The organism is Streptomyces sp. NPDC037290 (assembly GCF_055603245.1).
In genome coordinates, this window is the sequence record NZ_JBVJVZ010000001.1 from 200,558 (window position 1) to 226,422 (window position 25,865).

Consider the following 25,865-nt stretch of genomic DNA (forward strand, 5'->3'; position numbering starts at 1 on the left):
CGAATACGAAGGTTAGACAGTCCGAAAGGAAGAGCCATGACCCCGCGCATCGCGCACACCGGCCTGAACGTCACCGATCTCGGCCGCTCGCTCGCCTTCTACCGCGATCTCCTCGGCTTCGCCGTCCTCGCCGAGGGCAAGGAGGACGACCAGCGCTGGGCGATGCTGGGGGAGAGCGGCGGCTCCCCGCTCGTCACCCTCTGGCAGCAGGCGCAGGGGGCGTACGACGGCGGCCGGCCCGGCCTGCACCACCTCGCCTTCACCGTCGACTCGATCGACCGCGTCCGGGAGTACGAGAACGCGCTCAGGGCCGCCGGAGCGGACTTCGCCCACGACGGCGTGGTGGCTCACCGCGAGGGCGGGGCCTCGGGCGGGATCTTCTTCCACGACCCGGACGGCATCCGCCTGGAGATCGCGGCCCCCCTCGGTCCGCAGGGCGCCCCCGCCCCGCACACGGACGCCCCGACCTGCGGCTTCTTCTAGCCATGGGTGCCTATCACGCGGGCTCGCTCGCCGTGCAGGAGCAGCTGGGCGTACGCGACCGCGCCGACCATTTGGGCCGCTCCCTCGGCCAGGGCATCAAGCCGGTCGCGGCGGCCTTCCTGGAGATGCAGCCCCTGCTGGTGGTGGGCGCGGCGGACCCGGGGACGGGGCGGGTGTGGGCGTCCGCCCTCACGGGCGCCCCGGGCTTCGTCCGGGCGACGGGGGCCCGCCAGATGTCTGTTGCGACGGGTGCCGGGCACATGGCGAGCGACCCGCTCACCGCGGCCCTGAACACCCCGGGCACCCGCGTGGGCTCCCTCGCCCTCGACCCCCGGACCCGCCGCCGGATGCGCCTCAACGGCCGGCTGAGGCCGACGGGCCGCGGCTTCGCCGTGGAGGCGGACCAGGTCTTCTCCAACTGCCCCAAGTACATCCAACGCCGGGAGGCCTACGAGACGACCCCCGGCCGCACGCCCGGCCTCCCCCGGCGCCTCAGCGAACTCGACCCGGCCGCCACGGAGTTCATCAGGGCCGCCGACACCTTCTTCCTGGCCACCGTCCACCCCGGCGGGGCCGACGTCAGCCACCGCGGCGGCAACCCCGGCTTCGTCCAGGTCGCGTCACCGCGCGAACTGACCTGGCCGGACTATCCCGGCAACGCCATGTTCCTCACGCTCGGCAACCTGCGCACCGACCCCCGCGCGGGCCTGCTCTTCCTCGACTGGACGACCGGCACCACCCTCCAGCTGACCGGTGGGGCACGCACCGAGTTCACCGCCGCCGGTGACCGGACGGTCCGCTTCACGCTCACCGAGGCCCGGTGGACCCCGGCCGCCCTCCCCCTGCGCTGGTCCGCGCCGGAGTACTCACCGGCCAACCCCGGTTAACGTCGGGGGATGCGACGGAACCTGAGGGTGGCGGCCTACGCCGTGTGCGTCCGTGACGGACAGATCCTGCTCGCCCGTTCCCCCGGACCCGACGGAACTCCCGAGTGGGTGCTGCCCGGTGGCGGGATGGAGCACGGTGAGGACCCGTACGACACCGTCCGCCGTGAGCTCACCGAGGAGACCGGCTACCGCATCGAGGTGACCGGTCTCCTCGGCGTGGACTCCCGGCGCCACCTCTTCCGCCGTCGTGGACCGCGGCGCGCCACCGCCCACCACGCGCTGCGCCTCATCTACGAAGGGGAGGTCGTCGGCGGCGAACTCCGTTACGAAGTGGGCGGATCCACCGATTTCGCGACATGGCAGGATCTCGCGGCCCTCCCGGACCTGAACCGGGTGCGCCTGGTCGACGTCGCGCTGCAGCTGTGGCGGGAGCGCCCCGCGAACGGCCATCTCGCCGCCCGGGCCCGTCCCCTGCCCCAGGAGATGAACGAGGAGTAACCGCTCCCCGGCCGCCCGCAATCCACTCCATGACCGCGTGCCCCACCCCGTGATCCACGTACGGTGATCGGCGCTGGGCGTTGCCGCCGCGTTCACGCGCAGGTCATTCCCGATGCCAACGATCCAGAGCGAGCGGGGTGTTCGCGTCAGCGACGGCCCGCGACCACTGCCGACGCGTTCGCACTCGGGGAGATCGCGCCATGTCGCGCATACGCTCTGTCGTCACCTCCGCTGTGGGGGTCAACCGCCGTACCGTCCTCGCCGCCGCCGGAGCGGTCTCGCTCTCCGCGGGCGTCGGCTACGCCCTCCGCCCCACCGACAGCCAGGCCGCCACCGACCCCACCGGCACCGGTGAGGCACCGGTCGCCCACTCCGGGAAGGCCACCGCGGCGGCCCCGCCCGCCCCCTACACCAAGGGCACCACCCTCGCCTCCGTCGCCACGCCGCGGAACAGCTCCGGCTACCGCCGGCTCGGCGACGGTCCCGGCTGGAACCGCGTGGTGCGCAGCGAGCTGGCCACGCCCTCGTCCGGCCGGGCGAGCCGCCGTACGACCCTCGCCGCGTTCGTACAGTTCACCGACCTGCACCTGCAGGACGTCCAGCACCCGCTCCGGCTGGAGTACCTGCGCTCGCACGACCCGCACGCCTGGCGTCCGCAGGAGGCGCTCACCGTGCCCGGCGCCATCTCGCTCGTCGAGCGGGTCAACGCGCTGCAGGGCGCCCCCGTCACCGGCGCACCGCTCCACTTCGTCATGACCACCGGCGACAACACCGACAACAACGCCCACTCCGAACTGGAGTGGTTCATGAAGGTGATGAGCGGCGGCCGTATCACCCCCAACTCCGGTGACCCGAGGCACTACGAGGGCGTGCAGAACAGCGGTCTGAAGCTGTACTGGCAGCCGGACTCCACCACCCGCGACAACGACAAGGCGCTCGGCTTCCCGCATCTGAAGGGATTCCTGGCCGCCGCGATCCGCGAGGTGCAGAGCCCCGGTCTCAAGCTGCCCTGGTACTCCACCGTCGGCAACCACGACGCCCTCCCGCTCGGCTGCTACGGCTCCCACGGCGACCCGTACCTCGCCGAGGCGGCCATCAGCGGCAAGAAGCTGTTCAGCGTCTCCGACGCCGACGCCAAAAAGCTCCAGGACGCCATCAAGAACGCCAAGGACCCGCAGGGCGCCGGCTACCGCGACTTCCTCAAGGCCCACGCCCGCTCCATGCGCTCGGTCACGGCGGACGAGAAGCGGGCCCCCTACACCCAGGCCGACTACCTCAAGGCCCACCTCGACCCGGCGTACCAGGGACACGGGCCGGCCGGCCACGGCTACTCCTCGGCGAACCTCGCCGCGGGCACCCAGTACTACGCCTTCCGCATCTCCGACGACGTCATCGGCATCAGCCTCGACACCACCGACGCCGGCGGCCACTACGAGGGCTCCATCGGCACCGCGCAGCTGAAGTGGCTCGACAGGACGCTGAAGGACAACAAGGACTCCCACGCCGTCGTCTTCAGCCACCACACCAGCAAGTCCATGACCAACACCCGCCCGGACCCGGCCCGCCCCGGGGAGCGCCGCCACGACGGCGCCGAGGTGGTCTCCGTCCTGTCCGCCCACGCCAATGTGCTGGCCTGGGTGAACGGGCACATCCACAAGAACGTCATCACCCCGCACCAGGCGTCCGGCGGCCGCTCCTTCTGGGAGATCTCCACCGCCTCGCACATCGACTACCCCCACCTGGCCCGCATCTTCGAGCTGGCCGACAACAAGGACGGCACGGTCTCCCTGTTCACCACGCTGATCGAGTCCGCCGCCCCGCACCGCACCGACTTCGCCGACCTCTCCCAGACCGGCCTCGCCGCCCTCTACCGCGAACTGGCCTACAACGCCCCCGGCGCCAACAAGACCCTCGCGGGCAGCGCGGCGGACCGCAACACGGAGTTGGTGCTGAAAAAGGGCTGAAATTCACCCAACCGGCGTAAGCCGCGGCAACCTTCGCGCATGCGACGCAGGTTCTCTCCCCCGACCGGACCGAACAATCCAGGTTGGGGGAAGACATGCGTGTACGCACGACCCTGGTGGGCGCCACCGCCCTGCTCGTCTCGACGGCGCTGGCGGCTCCGGCCGTGGCCGCCACCGGCGCCCGCGCCGACGGCGGGCACACCGCCACCCGCAAGGCCCTCGCGGCGATCGTGGCGTCCGGGGTGCCCGGTGTGAGCGCCACCGCGAAGGACGCCCACGGCACCTGGTCCGCCGCCGTCGGTGTGGGCGACACCCGCACGGGCGCGCCGCGCTCCACCGCCGACCGTTACCGGGTCGGCAGCATCACCAAGACCTTCGTCGCCACCGTGCTGCTCCAACTGGAGGCGGAGGGACGGCTGTCGCTGGACGACACGGTGGACAGGTGGCTGCCCGGGGTGGTCCGCGGCCACGGCCACGACGGCCGCCACATCACCGTCAGGCAGCTGCTGAACCACACCAGCGGCATCTACAACTACACCGCGGACGGCGACTTCGGCCGCGCCTACTTCACCGAGGACGGCTTCTTCCGGCACCGCTACGACACGCTCACCCCGCGCCAGTTGGTGGCGATCGCGATGAAGCACAGGCCGGACTTCGCGCCGGGCACGTCGTGGAACTACTCCAACACCAACTACGTGGTGGCCGGCATGGTGATCGAGAAGGTGACGGGACACCCGTACGCCACCGAGATCACCCGGCGCGTCATCGCCCCGCTGCACCTGCGCGCCACCTCCCTGCCCGGTACGAAGGTCACCGTCCCTCGTCCGAGCAGCCGCGCCTACTCGAAATTCACCGATCCGAAGGGCCCGGCGTACGACGTCACGAACCTCAACCCCTCCCTCGCCTCCTCCGCCGGGGAAATGATCTCGAACTCCGCCGACCTGGACCGTTTCTACAGCGCCCTGCTCGGCGGGAAACTCCTTCCGGCACACCAGCTGAAGGAAATGAAGACCACGGTCGCGATCACGGACGGCCCGTACCCGGGCGGCTATGGCCTCGGTCTCATGGAGACCCCGCTGAGCTGCGGTGTTCACGTCTGGGGCCATGACGGTGGCATCCCGGGCTCGTCCTCCGTGGCGGTGACGGCGGACGACGGCCGGCATTCCCTCGCCTTCAATTCCAACGGCGACTGGGCCGAGGGCGAGCGGTCCGTCGTCGAAGGGGAATTCTGTTAGCCACCGTTTCACGCGCGACATTCCGTGTTAACCCGTACGCAATGTCCGTACCGCCTCATATCGGCTATCCCGCTACGGACGGGGATGGCTCGATCTTCTCGATCATTTATGCAAGGCGGGTGGTCGCGTGCGTCAGAGGCACGGACTGCGTGTGCTGTCGGTCTACGAGGGTTTCTTCTCCGGAGGGGCCCGGATCGTGCACAGCGACGTCGTACGGGGACTGGCCGAGGGCGGCCAGTCCCACCAGGTACTCAGCATCCACGGCGAGGTCCGGCGCGAGGCCACCAGGCAGCGCATGGAGGACGACGCCTGCTACCGGGCGCTGACCGCCGACGGCATCGGCGTCACCTCGCTCGGCCGCAGCGCCGGCCTGGTGGACGGAGCCCTCGCGGCGGACGTTTTCAGCGGGCCCGAGATGGCCGAAACGGCTCGGGCGATGGCCGGGGCGGACGTGATCCTCTCCCTGAAGGAGCAGCCGCTGGCCCTGCTGAACCAGGCCGGCCTGCCCCGCCGCCCGGTCGTGGTCTGCCTGCACCGCTCGGACCCGGAGAACCAGGGCCCGGCGCTTGAGGAGCTGAAGGACGCCATCGCCGACGGCACGGTGGCCGCCTGCGTGTGCTGCGCCGAGTCCACCCGGGCCGCCTACGAGGCCGCCGGCATCCCGGCCGGGCTGCTGCACGTCATCCCCAACGGCGTCGACCTGCTCCGCTTCCGCCCGGACCCGGCTGCCCGGCAGGCGTTCCGCGCGTCCCTGGGCCTCCCGGCCGCCGCGCCGGTGGTGGTCTTCGCGGCGCGGTACGCCCCGATGAAGAACATCCCGCTCCTCCTGCGCGCCGCCCGCGCCTGGCTCGCCCGCGAGCCCGAGGGCCGCGTGCTGATGTGCGGCGCGGGGATGAACGACACGAACCCGGCCCTGTGGGCCGACATCGAGGTCGCGTTCGGCGCGGACCGCCACCTCGCGGAACGGATCCGCCTGCTCGGCGTACGCCGCGACATGGAGACCGTCTACGCCGGTGCCGACGTCGTCGCCCTGACCTCGGCCTCCGGGGAGGCGGCGCCGCTGTGCCTGATCGAGGGCATGATGTGCGGCGCCGTGCCCGTGACGACGGACGTGGGCGACAGCGCGGAGATCGTGCGGGGCCACGGTTTCGTCACCCCGCAGAACCCGGAGGCCGTCGCCCTGGCCTGGACGGCGGCGGTCGCCGGCCGTGCCGCCTTCGCCCCGGCCCTGGCGGCGAGCCGCGAACGTTTCAGCCGCACCCGCATGATCGCGGCGTACGCCGCACTGCTGGACGACGTCCACACGAGGGCCGCGCGCCCGACGCTGCCCGAACCGCTGTAGCGGTCAGGACGCCCGGGTGAGCACCGGGAGGTAGCCCAGGGACTGTCCCGGTGCCGTGGGGTGGTACGACTCGGTGATCGCCAGCACGTCGACACCGCGCAGCCAGGGGCTGGCCGAGCAGATCTCGTGGCCGGTGAAGGCGGCGGTGACGTCGGCGAAGGTGAAGCCGTGGTCGACGGCCCGCTTGGCGATCACCTCGTTGAGGTGGTCCACACCGTCGTTGACGGCGGCGCGCTCACCGTCTGCGAGGCCGGCCCGGCAGGTGCCTCCGAGCCGGTACAGGTGCGGATAGCCGAGCACCACCACGTGGGCGGCGGGCGCCCTGTCGCGGATGGCCGAGTACAGCACGTCGAGGTTGCGGACGAGGGACCCGTCCATGGCGGTGCGGGCCTTGGAGAGGGCGGACAGGCACAGACTGCCCCCGCCCAGCGCGCAGGTCGTCATCACACGGGCGAAGCCCGCGTCGGCGCCGCCGACGGTGAGGGTGACCAGGCCGGTGCGGGTGTTCAGGTGGCCGAGCTGGCCGGTGAGGACGTCGCGCGCCGAGGCGCCGTTGCACGCGGCGAAGCTGAACGACGACGGCCCGTGGGCCTCGGCCCACAGGACCGGGTACGCCCGGGCGCTGCGCTTGCACTCCTTGCCGGAGGACAGGTAGTCACCGGCTCCGACGCCGGCCGAGTAGGAGTCGCCGAGGGCCACATAGCCGGTGGCCGCGGGTGTCACCTGGGCTGTTGCGGGGTCGGCGAAGGCACAGGCGGCCGCCAGAAGGAAGGAGCACGCACCCGCCGTTGTCCGGGACTGTCTCATGAGTCTCCAGTTAGCGCGGGCACGCTCGGCCGCGCCCGGGATGCTCGTCCGTTCCGGTGAACCCTCACCCGGGTGGCGCAGGAGAAGTCGACAGACGGCGGTACGCACGAGGAGGGGCCGTCGGACGCGGTCCGGTGGCCCCTCCTCTCCCCTCCTGGTGTCCTCCCTGGCCGTCACTACCGGGGAAGCACCACGACATAGGCGGCCGGGTCACGGTCGGCCGACGCCATCAGGGCGGTACGGACCACCGCCGCCTGCTGTTCCATCCCGTCCCGCAGCTTCTTCGGGGTGATGTACACGACCGTGATCCCCAGCCGCTCCAGGTGCTCGCGCTTGCGGGCGTACTCCGACCACAGCGCGTCGTCGTCCTGCCGGGGAGCGCGCGTGTCCAGCTCCACCGCCACCGCCTGGTCGGGCCAGTACGCGTCCAGGCCGCCGAGGTGCGGGCCGCCGGGCAGGCGCAGGTCGACGTTCCAGACCGGGTCGGGCAGCCCGTACTCGGAGACCATCCGGTAGAGCCGGTCCTCGGCGATCGAGCGGCCCTCCGCCACGAGCGCGTCCACCGCGTCCACCACGTGGGGGCGGTTCAGCAGCTTGGCGTGGGTCAGCTCACGGACCACCGAGGCCGGTTCGCAGTGGCCGCCTCGCACCGCCTCGGTCAGCAGCCGCCGTACCGCCTCCCCGTCCGTCAGCTCCGCCACCGCGTCCGCCAGCGCCCGCGGCACCGGCGCCACCGGCAGACCCGTCACCGCCCGGGGCGTGGGCAGGGAGGGCGTGCGCAGGACGCGGACGTAGCCCGTGGAGCGCAGCCGGCGCAGCCGCGGGACCAGGACGTCGACGCGGTCCAGGGAGAGCAGCGGCGGGGTGGCGGAGAAGCCGTACAGGGTCAGGGCGGCCAGGCCCGTGATCATCGCCTCCGCGTAGACCGGGCGGTGGGGTTCCTCCACGGTCGGCTGGGCCGGGACGCCCGGGGTGGACTCGCGGGCCGCGTACATGAGGGCCGCGTGCAGACGCTCCTGGCTCGTCGGCGGTCCGGGGTGCAGCAGGACCACGTTCGGCAGCAGCAGCTGCCAGGGGCCGCCGGGGCGGCACTGCTCGTTCAGCTCGGCCGTCGTCACACCGTGGGCGCGGAGCTGAGCCGTCGTCAGGACGCGGCGGTGGACCTCGGAGAGGTGGCGGAGCGGGCGGGGGGAGAGCGGGGTGTTGTGCGTCATGGCGTCGGGATTCCCGCGCCCGGTCCCCGCTTTAACCGTTGTTACACGCCCGTCGAAGAATGCGGACAAGCTGGGACTAAAGGTCAGGTGTTCGGATGCCGAGTAGGGAGGCAAAACCCCTGGTCCGATCGGGTGTGGACCAGGGGTTACGGCTACTCTTGCCCGAATTTCGTAACGGTCACCGGCCGGGCAACCTCAGGCCAAAGCTCAGTGGCCGGCGGCCGTCGCGTCGCACTCCTGTGCGCGCAGCGCCCGCGCCAGGTCGTCCCGGGCCTCCAGCACCAGCCGGCGCAGCGCCGGCGCCGCGTCCCGGTGCGCGTCCAGCCACGCGTCCGTCGCCTCCAGCGTCTCCGGGCGGTCCTGGAGCGCCGGGAACAGGCCCCGTACGACGTCCATGCCGATCTGGATCGACCGCTCCCGCCACACCCGCTCGATCGCCGCGAAGTACCTCTGCGCGTACGGCGCGGTCAGCTCCCGCTGAGAGGACTGCCCGAAGCCCGCGATCGTCGCCCCCACCAGGGCGTTGGAGAGCGCGTCGGACTCCACCACCTGCGCCCACGCCTGTGCCTTGACCGCCGCCGACGGGCGGGCCGCCAGACAGCGGACCTGGTGCCGCTTGCCGGACGCCGTGTCGTCGCGGGCCAGTTCGGCCGCCAGCACCGACTCGTCCGCCACCCCGTGCGCGGCCAGCGGCTCCAGGAACGCCCAGCGCAGCTCCTGGTCCACGTCCAGGCCGTCGACCACCTCCGTGCCGTCCAGCAGGCCCTTCAGCAGTGCCAGGTCCGTCTCGCCCGACGCGACCGCCGCGAAGAAGCGGGCCCACGCCAGCTGGTGCTCGCTGCCCGGCTCGGCCCCCTGCAGCTCCCGCAGCGCGCCCTCGGTCAGCAGCTCACCGCCGGTCGCCCGCCAGTCCGGCGCCACGTAGTGGACCAGCGCCGACTCCGCCCACGCGTGCAGCATCTGCAGCACACCGATCTCCGACTCCCGCCCGGCGAAGCGCAGCACCAGGTCGACGAAGTCCCGCGCCGGCAGCAGCGCGTCCCGGGTCATGTTCCACAGCGCCGACCAGCACAGGGCGCGGGCCAGGGGGTCGGTGAGGGCGCCCAGGTGCTCGCGCAGGGTCGCCAGCGACGTCTCGTCGAAGCGGATCTTGCAGTAGGTGAGGTCGTCGTCGTTGACCAGGACCAGATCCGGGGCCTCGGCGCCCGCCAGGCCGGCCACGACCGTGCGCGGCTCGTGCACGTCCGTCTCCACGCGCGCGTACCGCTCCAGCGCGCCCTCGGGCGTACGCCGGTACAGGCCCACCGCGACCCGGTGCGGGCGCTCCTCGGGATGGGACTCGGGGGCCTCCTGGACGATCGCCAGCTCGGCGACCCGGCCGCCGTCCGCGTCCAGCAGCACCTGCGGCGTCAGCGAGTTCACCCCGGCCGTCTGCAGCCACGAACGCGCCCACGCGGACATGTCCCGGCCGCTGGTCTCGCCCAGCACCGACAGCAGGTCGCCCAGGCGCGTGTTGCCGTACGCGTGGCGCTTGAAGTAGCGGCGGGCGCCCTCCAGGAAGGCCTCCTCGCCCACGTACGCCACCAGCTGCTTGAGCACCGAGGCGCCCTTGGCGTAGGTGATGCCGTCGAAGTTCAGCTTGGCGTCCTCCAGGTCACGGATGTCCGCCGTGACCGGGTGCGTGGACGGCAGCTGGTCCGCGCGGTACGCCCAGGCCTTGCGGCGGTTGGCGAACGTGATCCACGCGTTCTTGAACCGGGTCGCGCCGACGTTCGCGAACGTGCCCATGAAGTCCGCGAAGGACTCCTTCAGCCACAGGTCGTCCCACCACTCCATGGTGACCAGGTCGCCGAACCACATGTGCGCCATCTCGTGCAGGATGACGTTGGCCCGCGCCTCGTACGACGCCTGCGTCACCTTCCCGCGGAAGACGTACTCCTCGCGGAAGGTCACCAGGCCCGGGTTCTCCATCGCGCCCAGGTTGTACTCGGGCACGAACGCCTGGTCGTACTTCCCGAACGGGTACGGGTAGTCGAAGTGGTCGTGGAAGAAGTCCAGGCCCTGCTTGGTGACCAGGAAGACGTCGTCGGCGTCGAAGTGCGGGGCGAGTCCCTTGCGGCACATCGCGCCGAGCGGGATCTCCAGCTTCGTCCCGTCCTCGAAGGTGCGGGTGTAGGAGTCGGTGACGTAGTGGTACGGGCCCGCCACCACGCACGTGATGTAGGTCGAGATCGGCTTGGTCTCCGCGAACTTCCAGACACCGTCGGTCAGTTCGCCAGCGCCGTTGCTCCACACCGTCCAGCCCTCGGGCGCCCGCACCTCGAAGCGGTGGGGCGCCTTCAGGTCCGGCTGCTCGAAGTTGGCGTAGACCCGGCGGGAGTCGGCCGGCTCGTACTGGGTGTAGAGGTAGACCTCGCCGTCCTCGGGGTCGACGAAGCGGTGCAGGCCCTCGCCGGTGCGGGAGTAGGCGCACTGCGCGTCCACCACCAGCTCGTTCTCCGCGGCCAGGTCCTCCAGCAGGATCCGCGAGCCGTCGAAGACCTGGCCCGGGTCCAGATCCCGGCCGTTGAGCGAGACCGAGGTCACGCCCGGAGCGATCAGATCGGCGAAGCTGGACGCGCCCGGTTCGCTGCAGCGGAAGCGGATCGTGCTCACCGAGCGGAAGGTGCGCGGCTCCCCGTCCCCGTCACCGACGGCGGACCTGAGGTCCAGGGACACGTCGTACCCGTCGACGGACAGCACGGCGGCCCGCTCCCGGGCCTCGTCGCGGGACAGATTCTCACCGGGCACCGGCGGCACTCCCTTGTGATCGCGTGGATGAGGGCTGAACAGGACCGATCCTGCCATGCGCCCCTGACAGGGGGCGGGAGGGAATGGCCGGAGGGACAAGGGCGTTGTCCCGGGAAAGAGTCCCCCGTGAGGAGAGACATGTCGGACAAGACCCCCGTCGACTTCTGGTTCGACCCGGTGTGCCCCTGGGCCTGGATGACCTCCCGCTGGGTCCTGGAAGTGGAGAAGGTCCGCGACATCGAGGTCCGCTGGCATGTGATGAGCCTGGCGGTGCTCAACGAGAACAGGCTGGACGAGCTGCCGGAGGAGTACGCCGAGAACATGCGGCCCGGCGGCAGGACCTGGTGGCCGGTCCGGGTGGTGATCGCCGCCCAGCAGCTGCACGGTGACGAGGCGGTCGGCAGGCTCTACACCGCGCTCGGCACCCGCTTCCACAACGAGGGCCTCGGCGTGAACCGCGAGAGCATCGCCGCCGCCCTCGCCGACACCGGCCTGCCCGCCGACCTGATCGACTTCGGCGACAAGGACACCTACGACGCCGAGCTGCGCGCCTCCCACAAGGAGGGCATCGAGAAGGTCGGCCAGGACGTCGGCACCCCGGTCATCGCGGTCCCCGGCCCGGGCGGCGAGCAGATCGCCTTCTTCGGCCCGGTCGTCACCCCCGCCCCGAAGGGCGAGGAGGCGGCCCGCCTGTGGGACGGCACCCTCGCCGTGGCCTCGGTGCCGGGCTTCTACGAGATCAAGCGGACCCGGACCAAGGGGCCGGACTTCAGCAACCTGTAGGCCGTACGACGGGCCCGGCGGTCACCGCCGGGCCCGTGCTGGGCCGTCACGGCCTGCGCAGCAGCCCCCGCTCCATCGCGACGACCACCGCCCGCGTCCGGTCGTTGACGTCCAGCTTGGCGAACAGGCGCAGCAGATGCGTCTTGACGGTGGCTTCGGAGATGACCAGGCGGCGGCCGATCTCGGCGTTGGTGAGGCCGTCGGCCACCGCGGTCAGCACGTCGGTCTCGCGGGCGGTGAGCGGGTCGTGGACGGGGCGCCGCATCCGCGCGACCAGCTTCTCGGCCACCCGGGGCGCGAGCACGGTCTCGCCGCGCGCGGCCGCGCGGATCGCGTCGACCAGCTGGTCGCGGGTGGTGTCCTTGAGCAGGTAGCCGATGGCGCCGGCCTCGACCCCGCGCTCGATGTCGGCGTCGGTGTCGTAGGTGGTGAGGATCAGCACCCGGGTGCGCGGGTGACGGGCGACGATCTCGCTGGTCGTCGCCACACCGTCCAGCACCGGCATGCGCAGGTCGACCAGGGCCACGTCCGGATCGTGGCGGGCCACCAGGCCGAGGGCGGCGCGGCCGTCGCCCGCCTCTCCGACGACCTCGATGTCCGCCTCCCCGTCCAGCAGGGCGATCACCCCGGCCCGCATCACGGTGTGATCGTCCACCACGACGATCCGGAGCCTGTCCTCGGTCATGCCGCTCCCTCCACCGGGATCACCGCGAGGATCCTGGTCCCGTCCCCGACCGAGCTGGTCACCGTGAGCCGACCGCCCAGTTCGGCGAGCCGTTTGCGCATCCCGTCGAGGCCGAAGCCGGTGGAGTCCTCGACCACGAATCCGGTGCCGTCGTCCGTGACCTCCAGCTCCACGCCGTGGGGGCGCCGGGCCAGCACCACCCCGACCGTCGAGGCGCGGGCGTGCTTGCGCACGTTGGCCAGGGACTCCTGGGTGCAGCGCAGCAGCGCGACCCGGGTCTGCTGGTCGCAGTCCAGCTCGGCCAGTTCGGCGGCCACACTCAGCCCGGTGTCCTCGGCGAACCGGTCCACGATCCGCCGCAGGGTCTGCGCCACCGAGCCGGCGTGCGCGTCGCCCGGCGGCCGGCCCGAGCCGACCAGTTCCCTGGCCTCCGCCAGGTTCTCCCGGGCGGTCGTCTCGATCGACACCAGCTGCCGGGCGGTGCGTCCGGGGTCGGTGGCGAGCCCGGCGCGGGCCGCCTCGGCGAGCACGACGATCGACGCGAAGCCCTGGGCGAGCGTGTCGTGGATCTCCCGTGCCATCCGCTCCCGTTCCTCCGCCGCGCCCTGCCGCAGATGCGCCGCGGTCAGCTCCGCCTGGGTGCGCTCCAACTCCTCGATCAGCCGTGCGCGTTCGCTGCTCTGCTCGACCACCGCGCGGGCCCACAACCCGATCAGGACGCCGACCGCGACCACGATCAGTGTGCCCACGACCGTCTCGCCGAAGAACCTGCCGGACCAGCCCTGCCGCACCCAGCTCCCCAGCAGCGTGCCGCCGGTGGCCAGCCCCAGGAAGGTGAGGGAGATCCTCGGGGTGCGGCCGAACATCCAGTAGTGCGGCAGCGTGACCATGAACAGGGCCGCGTAGCTGGTCCGCAGGTAGGCCAGACCGGCGAGCGCGATCACCAGTACCGCGAGGTACCCGTGCGGCCGTACGAGGGGATTGGCGGGCCGGCGGTCCAGCACGGCGAAGCACAGGGCCACGCTGCCCAGGAGGGCGAGGGCCGCGTACCGGTGGGCGCCCTGGCTCAGGGCCGTGATCCCGACCGCCATCGCGGCGAACAGGACCCAGCACACCGCGTTCCAGCGGCGCAGCGAGGTCGCCCACAGGGCGTCGGCGGTCGTGGTCATGTCCGTCAACCTACGTCGACCAGGGCGGAGTTCGTGACGGTGGCGGTGGTCCGGGCGGGCCGCACCGGCCACCAGGTGCGCTCGCCCAGCAGGAGCAGGGCCGCAGGCAGGATCAGCACGCGCACCACGAAGGCGTCCAGCAGGACGGCCGCGGCGAGCACGAAACCGATCTGCTTCATCTCGATGAGGTGCAGGAAGACGAAGCTCACGAAGACGGTCGTCATGATCACGGCCGCGCTGGTCACCACGCTCGCCGACCGCCGGATGCCCTCGACGACCGCCTGCCGGGTGGGCGTGCCGGCGAGCACCGCCTCCCGGATCCGGCTGACCACGAACACCTGGTAGTCCATCGACAGACCGAAGAGGATCACGAGGAGGAACAGCGGCACACGGGAACCGATCGACCCCGTGGAGCGGAAGTCCAGCAGCCCCTCGGCCCAGGTGTGCTGGAAGACCAGCACGAGCAGGCCGAGCGCGGCCGCCGCCGACAGCAGGTTCAGCACGACACCGAGCAGGCCGAGCACGACCGAGCGGAACGCGTACAGCGTCATCAGGAACGTCACCAGCAGCAACGCGCCGAGGACGAGGGGCAGTCTGCCGTCCTGATGGGCCGGATAGTCGGTGTAGCGGGCCACGTCGCCGCTCACGCCGTACCGTGCGCCGGTGACCGTGCCGACGGTGGCGGGCAGGTAGTCGTGCCGCAGACGCTCCAGCGAGGCGTGCGCCTGCGGGGAGCCGCCGAGGTAGGGCACCCGCAGTTCCAGGGTGCTGGTCCGGTGGTCGGCGGCGGTGCGCAGGCGGGCGTAGTCGGTGAACAGCGGGTCGGCCGCGGCCCGGCGGGCCAGGGCGCGCAGTTCCCCGGTGACCTGGGCGGAGCGTGCGGCAGGGGCCTGTACGACGACCTGGTGGGTGACCCGGCGCTCGGGGAACTCCGCGTTGAGGCGGTCGTACACCCGCATGGCGGGGATCGCGCGGGAGTGGGTGTCCCGGCTCATCTCGGTGATCTTCAGGCCGGTCAGCGGGAGCGTGAGGGCGAGCAGGGCGAGGAGCGAGCAGCACAGGGTGGCGAGCGGGTGCCGGGCGGCGGGGCGCAGCAGCCCGGACCAGAACCGGTCGTCGCCGCCCCGCGGGCGCCGGGAGGGCCTGCCGTGCTCCGCCCGACGCCGCGCCCTGCGCTCGGCGCGCCTGCCCAGCAGGGTCAGCAGTGCGGGCAGCGCGGTCAGTGAGCTGGCCACCGCGACCAGGACGACCACGACCGTGCCGGTGGCGAGCGAGGAGAAGATCACGTCCGAGGCCAGGTACAGCGTGGCGGTGGAGGCGACGACCGCCAGGCCGGAGACCACCACGGCCCGTCCGGACGTGGCCGCCGCCAGCTCCACCAGCGCCTCGGCGCCGAGCCGGCCCCCGGAGCGGGCACGCTCCTCGCGCTCCCGCTTGAGATGGAAGAGCGTGTAGTCGACGCCGACCGCCAGGCCGATCATGAGGATGACGTTCTTGCCGACTCCCGCGTCGGGGGTGAGATGCGAGGCGACCATCGCCAGCCCGATGGCCCCCGCGATCGACGACAGCGCGAGCAGCAGCGGTACGGCGGCCATGGTGAGCGAGCCGAACACGATCAGCAGGGTGACGAGGGTGACGGGCAGGCTGATCTTCTCGGAGAGGGCCAGGTCGTCGTCGCGCTGCTGGTCGACCCCCTTGCTGACGGAGGCGGATCCGGTCTCCTGCACCAGCAGTTCCGGGTGCGCCCGCTGCACCGCCCGGGTCTGCGCGACGACGGCGCCGAGCTTGTCCTCGGCGTCCAGTTCCTCGCCCTTGAGGGACACCTCGACCATGAGGACGCGTCCGTCGAAGGACCGCACCGGGTCGGCCACCCCTGCGACCTCGGCCAGGTGCCGCATGCGTCCGGCCAGTTCACGCGCGGCGGAGGCGGCGGGGCCCGCGTCCAGGGCGCCCGAGCGGGAGGAGATCAGGATCTGTTCGGTGGACAGGCGGTCCAGGTGCCCCTCGGCGGCCATGGCCTCGGCCCGCCCGGCCTCGCCCACCCGGTAGTCGGCGGTCTTCGCGCTGTGGGTGCCGAGGGCGCTGCCGGCGCCCAGGCACAGCGCCACGAACAGCAGCCAGCCGGCGAGCGCCCGCCAGGGGTGCCCGGCGCTCCAGCGTGCCATGCGCACAGTCAGTGAGTTCATGCCCGAAAGCCTTGCTGGGCAGGGCACTTGCCGGACACGGGTGCCCGGTGGAACTTCGGGTCAGCCGTTCGGTGGACCCGCGGGGTGGGGAAGACCCCCGCGAGTCACGTCCTCGCGGGGGTCTTCTCTCATCCGCCTGCCTGCGTGAAGGGTGAGAAGACGATCACGAGGCAGGACGTTCTCAGGGGGCGAGCAGCAGGGCGTCGGTGCGGGACCTGGCCGCCTCGTGGCGCCGTGCCACGTCCTGCCAGTTGACGACCTGCCACATGGCCTCGATGAAGTCGACCTTCTGGTTGCGGTACTGGAGGTAGAAGGCGTGCTCCCAGGCGTCGAAGACCAGGATGGGGATGGAGCCCTGGCCGACGTTGCCCTGGTGGTCGTAGACCTGCTCCACGATCAGCCGGCCGCTCAGCGGTTCGTACGCCAGCACGCCCCAGCCGGAGCCCTGGGTGGTGGCCGCGGCCTTGGACAGCTGGGTCTTGAAGGCGGCGAAGGAGCCGAAGGACTCCTTGATCGCGTCCGCCAGTCCGGCCACGCCGTCGGCGGCGAGGGGCTCACCGCCGCCGTCCTTCGGGCCGGTCATGTTCTGCCAGTAGATGCTGTGCAGGATGTGGCCGGAGAGGTGGAAGGCCAGGTTCTTCTCCAGGCCGTTGATCGCGCCCCACGACTCCTTGTCCCGCGCCTCGGCGAGCTGCTCCAGGGTGTCGTTGGCGCCCTTCACATAGGCCGCGTGGTGCTTGTCGTGGTGCAGCTCGATGATCTCCGGACTGATCACGGGGGCCAGCGCGGCGTAGTCGTAGGGCAGGTCGGGCAGCGTGTAGACGGGCATGGGTGTCCCCTCCGAAACCTTATTGCAAGTCTCTTGCAATTACACGCTAGCAATAAGAAGGTCCGGGCAACGCGAAGGCCCCCACGTGTCGCACGTGGGGGCCTCGACGGGGTGGGGGCTCAGCGCCGGGCGCGGGCCCGCTGGAAGAGATAGCCCCCGGCCGCCAGCAGCAGGGTCATGCCACCGGTGGAGCAGAGCTGGACCCGGGTGTCCGGCTCACGTGCCATCAGGACGAAGATCGCGGCCATGCCGGCCAGCGCGACCCAGGTCAGCCACGGGAAGGCCCACATGCGCACGACCAGCTTCTCGGGGGCCTCGCGCTCGATCCGGCGGCGCAGCAGCAGCTGGGAGACGGCGATGAAGATCCAGACGACCAGGATCACCGCACCGATCATGTTCAGCAGCCACTTGAAGGCGCCGTTCGGGCTCCAGTAGCTGAGCAGGACGCACACGAAGCCGAGGACGCAGGAGACCAGGACCGCGATCCGCGGCACCCCACCGGACAGCTTCGCCAGCACCTTCGGGCCCTGCCCGCGCTCGACCAGCGAGTAGGCGATGCGCGAGGAGCCGTAGATGTTCGCGTTCATCGCGGAGAGCAGGGCGACCAGGACGACCACGTTCATCAGCTGCCCGGCGCCGGGGATCCCGAGGTGGTCGAGGGCGGCGACGTACGGGCCCTTCTCCACGACATCCTTGGAGTCCCAGGGGACGAGGGTGACCACGACCGCCATCGAGCCGATGTAGAAGAGGGCGATGCGCCACATGGCCGTGCGGACGGCGCCGGCCACGCCCCGCACCGGGTTCTCGGACTCGGCCGCCGCGATGGTGACGGTCTCCATGCCGCCGTAGGAGAACACGGACGCGAGCAGGCCGATGATCAGGCCGTCGCTGCCGTGCGGGAGGAAGTGGGTGAGGTTGGAGGCGCCGGGGGAGTCGGTGCCGGGCAGCACGCCCGCGACGGCCAGCACACCGAGGATCAGGAACAGGCTGATCGCGCCGACCTTCAGCGCGGCGAACCAGAACTCGAACTCGCCGAAGTTCTTCACGGCGGCCAGGTTCGCGCCGCAGAAGACCACCATGAACAGCGCGACCCACATCCACTGCGGGGTGCCCGGCACCCAGCCCTGGACGATCTTCGCGGCGCCGATGCCCTCCAGGCCGACCGCCGTGCACAGCAGCACCCAGAACGACCAGCCGGCGGCGAAGCCCGCCCAGGGGCCGATCGCCCGCTCGGCGTGCGCCGAGAAGGAACCCGAGGAGGGGTAGGCGGCGGACATCTCGCCCAGCATCCGCATCACCAGCATCACCAGCAGGCCGGAGAGCGTGTAGGCGATCACGATGGACGGGCCGGCCGCGGCGATGCCCGCGCCGGAGCCGACGAACAGACCCGCGCCGATCACCCCGCCGAGGGCGATCATCGACAGATGGCGCTGCTTGAGGCCGTGGGAGAGGGAGGCGCCCTGTTCCTGAGGCGGCGTCTCGGTGGTGGTGCTGCTGGTCATGGGCGGGCGGCTCTCCCCGTGCAATGGGCGGGCAAAAACCCCGCCAGTCTGGGCGGCCCGTCCGCTCACACGACGGGGCCGCCCAGTATCCGGACACCCGGCGTACGCAGGGTGAGACGGCGGTTACGCGGCCGCGAGGACCGGGGTGTAGTGCGAGGCGTCGCCCTCGATCGAGTAGCTCTCCTTGCCCTCGACGCCGACCGGGACGTCACCGGCGACGGTCACCCGGTGCAGCCGGCGCGGCTGCCCGTCGTAGTTGTCGATGGCGTAGTGCTGGGTGATCCGGTTGTCGAAGAGCACCAGCTCGTTCTCCGCCCAGCGGTGGCGCAGGATGTTCTCCGGGCGGGTGACGTACGCCTGCAGCAGGTCGAGGACCTTGCGGGACTCGCCGGCCGACAGGCCCACGATCCGCTGCGCGAACCCGCCGATGAACAGCCCGCGCTCGCCGGTCAGCGGGTGCACCCGGACCACCGGGTGCGCGGTGCGGTACGTGATCGAGGTGAACTCGGCGCGCTGCGCGGCCTTCTCCTCGTCGATCTCCTCGTCCGGCACCGCGTAGTCGTAGTCGTTGGTGTGCTCCGCCCACAGGGTGTCGGCGAGGCGGCGCAGCGGCTCGGGCAGGTCGCGGTAGGCGGCCGCCGCGTTCGCGATCAGGGTCTCGCCGCCGTACGGCGGGACGGTGATCGAGCGCAGGGTGCTGGCCTGGGGCGGGTTGAGGACGAAGGTGACGTCGGTGTGCCAGTGGTTGGCGCGGCCCCGCTCGCTGTCCACGGGCAGCACGTTCGGGGCGCCGTCGACCGCGCCGACCGTCGGGTGCGCGGTGGTCAGGTCGCCGAAGTGGCGGGCGAAGGCCTGCTGGCCCGCGTCGTCCAGGTCGCCGGCGTCGAAGACGAGCGCCTTGTGGACGCCCAGGGCCTCACGGATCGCGGCGACCTCCTCCGGGGCGAGCGGCCGGGTGATGTCGACGCCGAAGACGCGGGCGCCGATGCGGGCGGTGACCTTGGTGATCTCGATGGACATGTGCGGGTCCTCTCTAGGCGAAGGCGGGGGTCAGGTACTGGTTGGCGGGGCGGGGGAGGCCGTAGCGCTCCCGGAGGGTCTGGCGGGCGCCGTACTCCGTGCGGAACAGGCCGCGGGCGCGCAGCAGCGGTACGACGTGCTCGACGAAGGCGTCCAGGCCCGAGGGCAGCACGGCGGGCATGATGTTGAAGCCGTCGGCGGCCCCGTGGGTGAACCAGGTCTCGATCTGGCCGGCGACCTGCTCGGGTGTCCCGGCGAAGGTGAGGTGGCCGCGCCCGCCGCCGAGCCGCGCGATCAGCTGCCGGACGGTGAGCCGCTCGCGCCGGGCCAGCTCCACGACGAGCGTGTAGCGGCTCTTGGCGCCCTCGACGGCGGACTCGGGCGGCAGACCGGCGGGGAGCCGTTCGTCCAGCTTCAGGGTCCCTGCGGGAAGCTGGAGCAGGCTCTCCAGCCGGCCCACGCCGTGCTCGTACACGATGTGGTCCTCCAGCAGCTGTTCGGCCGCCCGTGCCTCCGCCTCCGTCGATCCGAGCACGGGCACGATCCCGGGCAGCACCTTGATGTGTCCGGGGTCGCGTCCGGCCCGCTCGGTGCGTGACTTGAGGTCGGCGTAGAAGGCCTGCGCGCCGGCGAGGGTCTGCTGGGCGGTGAAGACGGCCTCCGCGTACCGGGCCGCGAACGCCTTGCCGTCCTCGCTCGACCCCGCCTGCACCAGCAGCGGGTAGCCCTGGGGCGCGCGGGGGACGTTGAGCGCGCCGGCGACACTGAAGTAGGTGCCCTGGTGGCGGGCCGGGTGGATCCTGCTGTCGTCGCCCCAGACACCGGCCGCCTTGTCGGCGACGACCGTGTCGTCCTCCCAGCTGTCCCACAGCTTCCGTGCCACGTCGAGGAACTCGGCCGCCCGTGCGTACCGCTCGGCGTGCGCGGGCTCCTCGGCGAGCCCGAAGTTGCGGGCGGCCTCGGCGCCGGCGGTGGTGACGATGTTCCAGCCGGCCCGGCCGCCGCTGATGATGTCCAGGGAGGCGAACCTGCGGGCCAGGTTGTAGGGGGAGTTGTAGGACGTGGAAGCGGTGGCGATCAGCCCGATGTGCTCGGTGGCCGTCGCCAGCGCGGTCAGCAGGGTGAGCGGTTCCAGAGCGCCCGCCGGGCGCTGCGCGAGGTTGCTCCACAGCTGGGGGCCGTCGGCGAGGAAGAGCGAGTCGAAGGTGCCGCGCTCGGCGGTCCGCGCGAGCCGCACGTGGTGCTGGAGATCGACGTGCGCGTACGGGTCGCTCTCCGGAAGCCGCCACGAGGCCTCGTGATGGCCGGTGTTCATCAGGAACGCGTTCAGATGGAGCGTTCTGGGTGTCTTTCCCTGTGTCACTGGTGGTCCTCCGTGACGCCCAGCGCGGCCAGCAGCCGCTCGCGGTACTCGCCCAGGACCGGCTCGCGGTAGGAGCGCGGGTGGGGACGGTCGATGGTCAGGTCGAGGCCGATCCGGCCCTGGTCCAGGACGAGGACCCGGTCGGCGAGCACGATCGCCTCGTCCACGTCATGGGTGACCAGCAGCACGGACGGCCGGTGGCGCTTCCACAGGCCGCGCAGCAGGTTGTGCATCCTGATCCGGGTCAGCGCGTCCAGCGCGCCGAACGGCTCGTCCGCGAGCAGCAGTTCCGGCTCGCGGACCAGGGAGCGGGCGAGCGCGGCCCGCTGCGCCTCGCCGCCGGACAGCTCGCCCGGCCAGGCCCGCTCGCGGCCCTTCAGGCCGACCTCCGCGAGGGCGGCCCGGCCGCGTTCCGCGGCGTCCTTGCCGTCCAGGCCGAGCAGGACGTTGTCCAGCAGCCGGCGCCAGGGCAGCAGCCGGGAGTCCTGGAAGACCACCGAGACCCGCTCCGGCGCGGTGAGCCGGCCGCTGCCGGCCACTCCGTGGTCCAGGCCCGCGACCGCCCGCAGCAGGGTCGACTTGCCCGAGCCGCTGTGCCCGAGGAGGGCCGTGAACTGGCCGGCGGGCAGGTCGAGGTCGATGCCGTCGAGGACCCTGCGGTCGCCGAAGGACCGGGTCAGGCCGCGCAGCCGTACGGCCGGCCGGGTCAGCTGCTCAGTGTGCGGCGCCACGACAGCACCCTCCGTTCGGCCAGACGGACCACGCTGTCGGAGACCAGGCCGAAGACGCCGTAGATCAGCAGCCCGACCAGGATCACGTCGCTCTGGCCGTAGTTCTGCGCCTGGAACATCATGTAGCCGAGGCCGCTGGTGGCGTTGATCTGCTCCAGCACCACCAGGCCCAGCCAGGAGCCGGTCACACCGAGCCGGAGTCCCACGAAGAATCCGGGCAGCGCGCCGGGGATCACCACCTGCCGGACGAAGGCGAGCCTGGACAGGCCCTGTACCTCGGCGAGTTCGACGAAGCGGCTGTCGATGCCGGACAGCGCGGCGTGCGTGTTCAGGTAGATCGGGATGTAGACGACGATCGCGATGACGGCGACCTTGAAGGTCTCCCCGATGCCCAGCCAGAGGATGAACAGCGGGATCAGACCGAGGGTCGGGATCGCCCGGTTCAGCTGCACGGTCCCGTCGATCAGCGCCTCCCCGGTCCGGCTGAGCCCCGAGGCGAGCGCGAGCAGCACACCCGCGGTCAGGCCGATCGCGAAGCCGTACCCGGCCCGCTGAAGGGAGGTCAGGACGTCGGTGGACAGCGTGCCGGCGGTCCACAGGTGACCGGCGGTCCTCAGCACCGTCCAGGGCGCCGGTACGGCGCCGGTGTCCAGCGTCCCGGCGGCGGAGGCGGCGGCCCACAGGGCGACGAGGACGAGCGGGCCGATCAGCCGGGAGGCGGGGATGCGGCGGCCGGGGGAGAGCCGGCGGCGCCGGCGGACCTGGGGCGGCTCCCCGGCCTCCACCGCCGCGACGGCGGTCGTCGTCGTGGTCAGGGCGGTCATTTCCGGTACTCCTCGGGTACGGCCTTGGCGGCGATCGACTCGAAGCGGTGGTCGAAGAGCGAGGAGACGTCGAACTTCTTCACGAAGCCGCCCTCGGCGAGCAGATCGGCGGTCTGCTGCTCCCACTTGATCGCCTCGTCCCAACTGGGCGGGAACAGCGGCTTGTTGGCGAGCCTGGTGATGCCCTGCGCCTGCTGCAGGGTCAGGTTCTGCGTCTTGACGTAGAACTGCTCGTTCCACACGTCCGGGTGCTCGTACTGCCACACCTGGCCCTTGGCCCACTGCGGGATGTACGCGGCGACCGCGGCGGCCTTCGCGGGGTCGTTCAGCACGGACTGCGGGGCCCACAGCAGGTTGAGCAGGTCGACGACGTCGGTGGGGATGCCGCGGGCACCCTTCGCCTCGTACTGCTTCAGGTAGGCGGGCGCCTGGCTGTTGGCGAGCGGGGCCACGTCCACCTGGCCGGACTGCAGGGCGGTGAGGAACTGGTTGCTGGTCAGCGGGACCAGCTTCACCTCGTCGTACTTCAGGCCGGCCTGCTTCAGGGCCCGCAGCAGGACGACACCCTGCGCCTGCCCCTGCGAGAAGGCGAGCCGCTTGCCCTTGAAGTCGCCGACCGCGCGGATGTCGCTGCCCGGCCTGGTGGCGAAGAGGTAGTTGGGTTTGCGGGTGATGTCGATCGCCACGATCTTCGCGTCGTAGCCCTGGTAGTGCGCCTGGATCGGCGGGATGCCCGCGTTGTTGGCGAGGTCGAGGGATCCGGCGCGGAAGGCGTTGATGACGTCCGGGCCGGCGCCGATGTTCAGCCAGTTCGACACGGTGAACGGCAGCTCGGGCAGTTTCGCCAGCTTGAACTGCAGCTGTTGCTGCCCCAGGTAGGAAGCGATCTTCAGGCTGGTGCCGGCCGGGACCTTGGCGGCGAGCGGCTTGGCGGCGGCACCCCCGGTGTCGGCGGCGGCGCTGCCCTTCGCGCAGCCCGCCAAGCCCGTCACGGCGGCGGACGCGCCCAGCACGGAGGTGAGAAAGAGACGACGGTGCATGCGGGACTCCCGGCAGAAAGGAAGGGAAAACAGGGAGGGAGAGACCGGAGGAATTCCGGGAAGGAAAGCCGGAGCAAGGGAAACTCACGCAGCGGGAAACACGCGCTTCATGCGCGGCAATGTGTCAGCAACAGACGGTGCGACAGCTCGTGAGCAGGCTCATGACCAGGATGTTCCTGGCCCTGAGCGCCCACTGTCAACATTCGGAGTTTCTGAATTAAATAGCCTCAGGTGAGGCGCCCAACGGGTCTCTGAACAGCGCGTCCAGCATCACCGATCCGCCCGCCACCGCCAGCACGGAATCCGGGAAACTCGTCGGGAGGACGTCCGCCGAACGTGCCGTACCGACCGCCTCCCGCAGAGCGGCGAGGCAGTCCTCGAAATGGATCACGCCGACCTCGGTCACGACGACGGTCTCCGGATTGAGCACGTCCAGCAGCAGCCCGGCCGCCCGCCCGGTCGTCCGGGCCCGCTCGACCAGCAGCCGGCGGGCCACCGCGTTCCCGGCCGCCGCCGCGGCCACCACATGCATCGGGTTGGCCGAGCCGGTCACCCCGGCCGCCCGGGCCCGCCGGCACAGGGTCCGCTCGCTCAGCTCCACCTGGAGGCAGCCGGTGCGGCCGCACGCGCACGGTTCGGTGCCGCCCGGCACCGGCAGGTGTGCGATCGCCCCGGCCGCCGAACGCGGCCCGTGGTGCACCTCGTCGTTGGTGGCGAAGGCCGCGTCGACCACGTTGCCCACGAACAGGTGCAGCACGCTCCGGCTGCCCCGGGCCCGCCCGAACAGCCGCTCCCCGTTCACCAACGCCCGCGCGTGCCCGTCCACATGGACCGCCAGACCGGTGCGGGCGCCGAGCAGCTCCCGCACCGGCACCTCCCGCCAGCCCAGCAGCTCGTGCTCGACCACGGTGCCCGTCTCCCGGTCCACCCAGCCGCCCACCGCCACCCCGACCCCCAGCGGCCGCCGGCCCGGCACCCCGGTGAGCAGCCCCGACAGCGCCTGTGCGGCCCGCGCCAGCACCCAGGCGGGATCGGTCCGCTCATGCTTCAGCTCCCGCCGGGCCAGCACCCGGCCGCGCAGGTCCAGCAGCGCGACCGTCGTGTACGGCACGGCCACATGCACCCCGCCGACCAGGAACCCCGCGTCGTCCAGGTCGACCGGGACATGCGGCCGGCCGACCCCGTTCGAGCGGCGGGGCGCGGCGGACTCCCGGATCAGGCCGAGTCCGCAGAGCCGGGCGCAGTGCTCCGTCACCGACGCGGGCGACAGCCCGGTCAGCCGGGCGATGGTGCTGCGCGCCACCGGCCCGTGCTCCAGCACGGACCGCAGGACGACGCTGGCGCTGGTGCGCCGCCGGTCGCTGTCGGCGGCACGCGGAACGGGCGAGACAAGGGTGGATACCGCGGTACGGGGCATGGAGGACCGTCCTCGGGAACGGGGCCGACACGTCTCGGAAAGGCGAGGCGTGCCGCGAAGCCCGCCCCTACCCCGGGCGGCGACAGGTGGCCGTGCCCTGGCGTCGCAGGTCGACATAGCGACGCGACGTGAAGTTCCGGGCCTGGGCAACCATGGCTGGAAGCGTAGGGCAGGAAAGGTGAATCCGGCCAGACGGCCCGGATTCATTTGGTGAGATCCCACAGTGCCCTCGGCGCGCCCCCGAGTGAGCCACACGTCCCTGCCTCAGTGACCAGTGTCACGCGCTGATCGGTGTAACCAGCACTCTTTGTCCGGAGCCCACCAAGCTGTCGTTCCGCCCTTTGTCGAGCGCTGACGGTGATCGGCCCGAGTCGGCTGGGATAGCGTCGCCGTGTCCCAGCATGTCCCCGTCACCCGCGGAGTCCCCATGAGCACCGCTGCCGCCACCGCCCGCCCCCGCGAGGTCCTCGCCGACCTGCTGCCCGCGTCCCGTGCCCGGGACGTCGCCCTCGTGCTCGGCGGCGCCGCGCTCACCGGTCTCGCGGCCCAGATCGCGGTCCCCGTCCCCGGCTCCCCGGTGCCGGTGACCGGCCAGACCTTCGCCGCGCTCCTGGTCGGCACGACGCTGGGCGCGAGCCGCGGCCTGGCCTCGCTCGTCCTGTACGCGCTGGCCGGACTCGCCGGTGTGCCGTGGTTCGCCGCCGGCAGCTCCGGTGTCTCCGTCTCCTTCGGCTACATCCTCGGCATGCTGCTCGCGAGCACCGTCGTGGGCGCCCTGGCCCGGCGCGGCGCCGACCGCTCCGTGCTGCGCATGGCGGGCACGATGCTGCTGGGCGAGGCGATCATCTACGCGATCGGCGTCCCGTACCTGGCCTACGCCGCCGGCCTCTCCGCCTCCTCGGCCGTCGCGCTCGGCCTCACCCCGTTCCTGATCGGCGACGCCCTCAAGGCGGCTCTCGCGATGGGCGTCATGCCCACCGCCTGGAAGCTGGTCAACCGGCAGCAGTGATCCCGTAGGTCCCGGGGGGGGGGGGGGGGGGGGGGGGGGTGGTGGGGGGGGGGGGGGGGGCGTCGCTTTTTGTTCTTCCTTCCCCCC

At 71.8% G+C, this 25,865-nt stretch carries 22 protein-coding genes; 8 read left to right on the forward strand and 14 right to left on the reverse strand.

Annotation, left to right across the window (positions count from 1 at the left end; translation table 11 throughout):
* The first annotated feature begins 36 nt into the window (after positions 1-36).
* The 6 genes from ACZ7HQ_RS00940 to ACZ7HQ_RS00965 all read left to right on the forward strand — a co-directional run bounded on the left by ACZ7HQ_RS00940 (position 37) and on the right by ACZ7HQ_RS00965 (position 6,409).
* Positions 37-483, forward strand: a complete 447-nt coding sequence (locus tag ACZ7HQ_RS00940; protein ID WP_470982973.1) for a VOC family protein — start codon at positions 37-39, stop codon at positions 481-483.
* 2 nt (positions 484-485) lie between these two features.
* On the forward strand, positions 486-1,370 hold the full coding sequence (locus tag ACZ7HQ_RS00945; protein WP_470982976.1) for a pyridoxamine 5'-phosphate oxidase family protein: 885 nt from the start codon (positions 486-488) through the stop codon (positions 1,368-1,370).
* 9 nt (positions 1,371-1,379) lie between these two features.
* A complete protein-coding gene (locus ACZ7HQ_RS00950; protein ID WP_470982979.1) occupies positions 1,380-1,868 on the forward strand; it encodes an NUDIX hydrolase in 489 nt (162 codons plus the stop codon).
* A gap of 200 nt (positions 1,869-2,068) precedes the next feature.
* Entirely contained in the window at positions 2,069-3,832 is a 1,764-nt protein-coding gene (locus ACZ7HQ_RS00955) for a TIGR03767 family metallophosphoesterase (RefSeq protein ID WP_470982981.1), read from the forward strand.
* A gap of 95 nt (positions 3,833-3,927) precedes the next feature.
* A complete protein-coding gene (locus ACZ7HQ_RS00960; protein WP_470982983.1) occupies positions 3,928-5,067 on the forward strand; it encodes a serine hydrolase domain-containing protein in 1,140 nt (379 codons plus the stop codon).
* A gap of 151 nt (positions 5,068-5,218) precedes the next feature.
* On the forward strand, positions 5,219-6,409 hold the full coding sequence (locus tag ACZ7HQ_RS00965; RefSeq protein WP_470985136.1) for a glycosyltransferase: 1,191 nt from the start codon (positions 5,219-5,221) through the stop codon (positions 6,407-6,409).
* Positions 6,410-6,412: 3 nt separating this feature from the next.
* On the opposite strand, the gene ACZ7HQ_RS00970 is transcribed toward ACZ7HQ_RS00965, so the two are convergent.
* The 3 genes from ACZ7HQ_RS00970 to pepN all read right to left on the reverse strand — a co-directional run bounded on the left by ACZ7HQ_RS00970 (position 6,413) and on the right by pepN (position 11,220).
* Positions 6,413-7,216: an SGNH/GDSL hydrolase family protein gene (locus ACZ7HQ_RS00970; RefSeq protein ID WP_470982985.1), complete on the reverse strand. Its 804-nt coding sequence runs from the start codon at positions 7,214-7,216 to the stop codon at positions 6,413-6,415.
* A gap of 176 nt (positions 7,217-7,392) precedes the next feature.
* Positions 7,393-8,430, reverse strand: a complete 1,038-nt coding sequence (locus ACZ7HQ_RS00975) for a hypothetical protein (RefSeq protein WP_470982986.1) — start codon at positions 8,428-8,430, stop codon at positions 7,393-7,395.
* A 207-nt stretch (positions 8,431-8,637) separates the two neighbouring features.
* Entirely contained in the window at positions 8,638-11,220 is a 2,583-nt protein-coding gene (pepN, locus tag ACZ7HQ_RS00980; RefSeq protein WP_470982989.1) for an aminopeptidase N, read from the reverse strand.
* 138 nt (positions 11,221-11,358) lie between these two features.
* Here pepN and ACZ7HQ_RS00985 point away from each other — a divergent pair, with 138 nt between their 5' ends.
* Positions 11,359-12,003, forward strand: coding sequence for a mycothiol-dependent nitroreductase Rv2466c family protein (locus ACZ7HQ_RS00985; RefSeq protein WP_470982991.1), 645 nt, complete (start codon positions 11,359-11,361; stop codon positions 12,001-12,003).
* A gap of 46 nt (positions 12,004-12,049) precedes the next feature.
* On the opposite strand, the gene ACZ7HQ_RS00990 is transcribed toward ACZ7HQ_RS00985, so the two are convergent.
* The 11 genes from ACZ7HQ_RS00990 to ACZ7HQ_RS01040 form a co-directional block, all read right to left on the reverse strand.
* Positions 12,050-12,688: a response regulator gene (locus tag ACZ7HQ_RS00990; RefSeq protein WP_470982994.1), complete on the reverse strand. Its 639-nt coding sequence runs from the start codon at positions 12,686-12,688 to the stop codon at positions 12,050-12,052.
* Positions 12,685-13,857 (reverse strand): sensor histidine kinase, encoded by a 1,173-nt coding sequence (locus ACZ7HQ_RS00995; RefSeq protein WP_470982997.1) that lies wholly within the window; start codon positions 13,855-13,857, stop codon positions 12,685-12,687. The genes ACZ7HQ_RS00990 and ACZ7HQ_RS00995 overlap by 4 nt, the downstream gene beginning before the upstream one ends.
* 5 nt (positions 13,858-13,862) lie before the next feature.
* Positions 13,863-16,043, reverse strand: a complete 2,181-nt coding sequence (locus ACZ7HQ_RS01000) for an MMPL family transporter (RefSeq protein WP_470983000.1) — start codon at positions 16,041-16,043, stop codon at positions 13,863-13,865.
* A 181-nt stretch (positions 16,044-16,224) separates the two neighbouring features.
* Positions 16,225-16,872 (reverse strand): superoxide dismutase, encoded by a 648-nt coding sequence (locus ACZ7HQ_RS01005; RefSeq protein WP_470983002.1) that lies wholly within the window; start codon positions 16,870-16,872, stop codon positions 16,225-16,227.
* Positions 16,873-16,991: 119 nt separating this feature from the next.
* Positions 16,992-18,374 (reverse strand): amino acid permease, encoded by a 1,383-nt coding sequence (locus tag ACZ7HQ_RS01010; protein WP_470983005.1) that lies wholly within the window; start codon positions 18,372-18,374, stop codon positions 16,992-16,994.
* Positions 18,375-18,497: 123 nt separating this feature from the next.
* On the reverse strand, positions 18,498-19,394 hold the full coding sequence (locus tag ACZ7HQ_RS01015; protein WP_470983007.1) for a TauD/TfdA dioxygenase family protein: 897 nt from the start codon (positions 19,392-19,394) through the stop codon (positions 18,498-18,500).
* 13 nt (positions 19,395-19,407) lie between these two features.
* Positions 19,408-20,757 carry an LLM class flavin-dependent oxidoreductase gene (locus tag ACZ7HQ_RS01020; protein ID WP_470983010.1) on the reverse strand — a complete coding sequence of 450 codons (1,350 nt, stop codon included), beginning with the start codon at positions 20,755-20,757 and terminating at the stop codon, positions 19,408-19,410.
* The gene (locus ACZ7HQ_RS01025) at positions 20,754-21,488 is read right to left on the reverse strand and encodes an ABC transporter ATP-binding protein (RefSeq protein ID WP_470983013.1); all 735 of its coding nucleotides are present in this window, start codon (positions 21,486-21,488) and stop codon (positions 20,754-20,756) included. Before ACZ7HQ_RS01025 ends, ACZ7HQ_RS01020 begins: the two co-directional genes overlap by 4 nt.
* Positions 21,464-22,312, reverse strand: a complete 849-nt coding sequence (locus ACZ7HQ_RS01030) for an ABC transporter permease (protein ID WP_470983016.1) — start codon at positions 22,310-22,312, stop codon at positions 21,464-21,466. Before ACZ7HQ_RS01030 ends, ACZ7HQ_RS01025 begins: the two co-directional genes overlap by 25 nt.
* Positions 22,309-23,352 carry an ABC transporter substrate-binding protein gene (locus ACZ7HQ_RS01035; protein ID WP_470983018.1) on the reverse strand — a complete coding sequence of 348 codons (1,044 nt, stop codon included), beginning with the start codon at positions 23,350-23,352 and terminating at the stop codon, positions 22,309-22,311. The genes ACZ7HQ_RS01030 and ACZ7HQ_RS01035 overlap by 4 nt, the downstream gene beginning before the upstream one ends.
* Before the next feature lie 217 nt (positions 23,353-23,569).
* Positions 23,570-24,769: an ROK family protein gene (locus tag ACZ7HQ_RS01040; protein WP_470983021.1), complete on the reverse strand. Its 1,200-nt coding sequence runs from the start codon at positions 24,767-24,769 to the stop codon at positions 23,570-23,572.
* A gap of 427 nt (positions 24,770-25,196) precedes the next feature.
* Here ACZ7HQ_RS01040 and ACZ7HQ_RS01045 point away from each other — a divergent pair, with 427 nt between their 5' ends.
* A complete protein-coding gene (locus ACZ7HQ_RS01045) occupies positions 25,197-25,778 on the forward strand; it encodes a biotin transporter BioY (RefSeq protein ID WP_470983024.1) in 582 nt (193 codons plus the stop codon).
* The last annotated feature ends 87 nt before the right edge of the window (positions 25,779-25,865 follow it).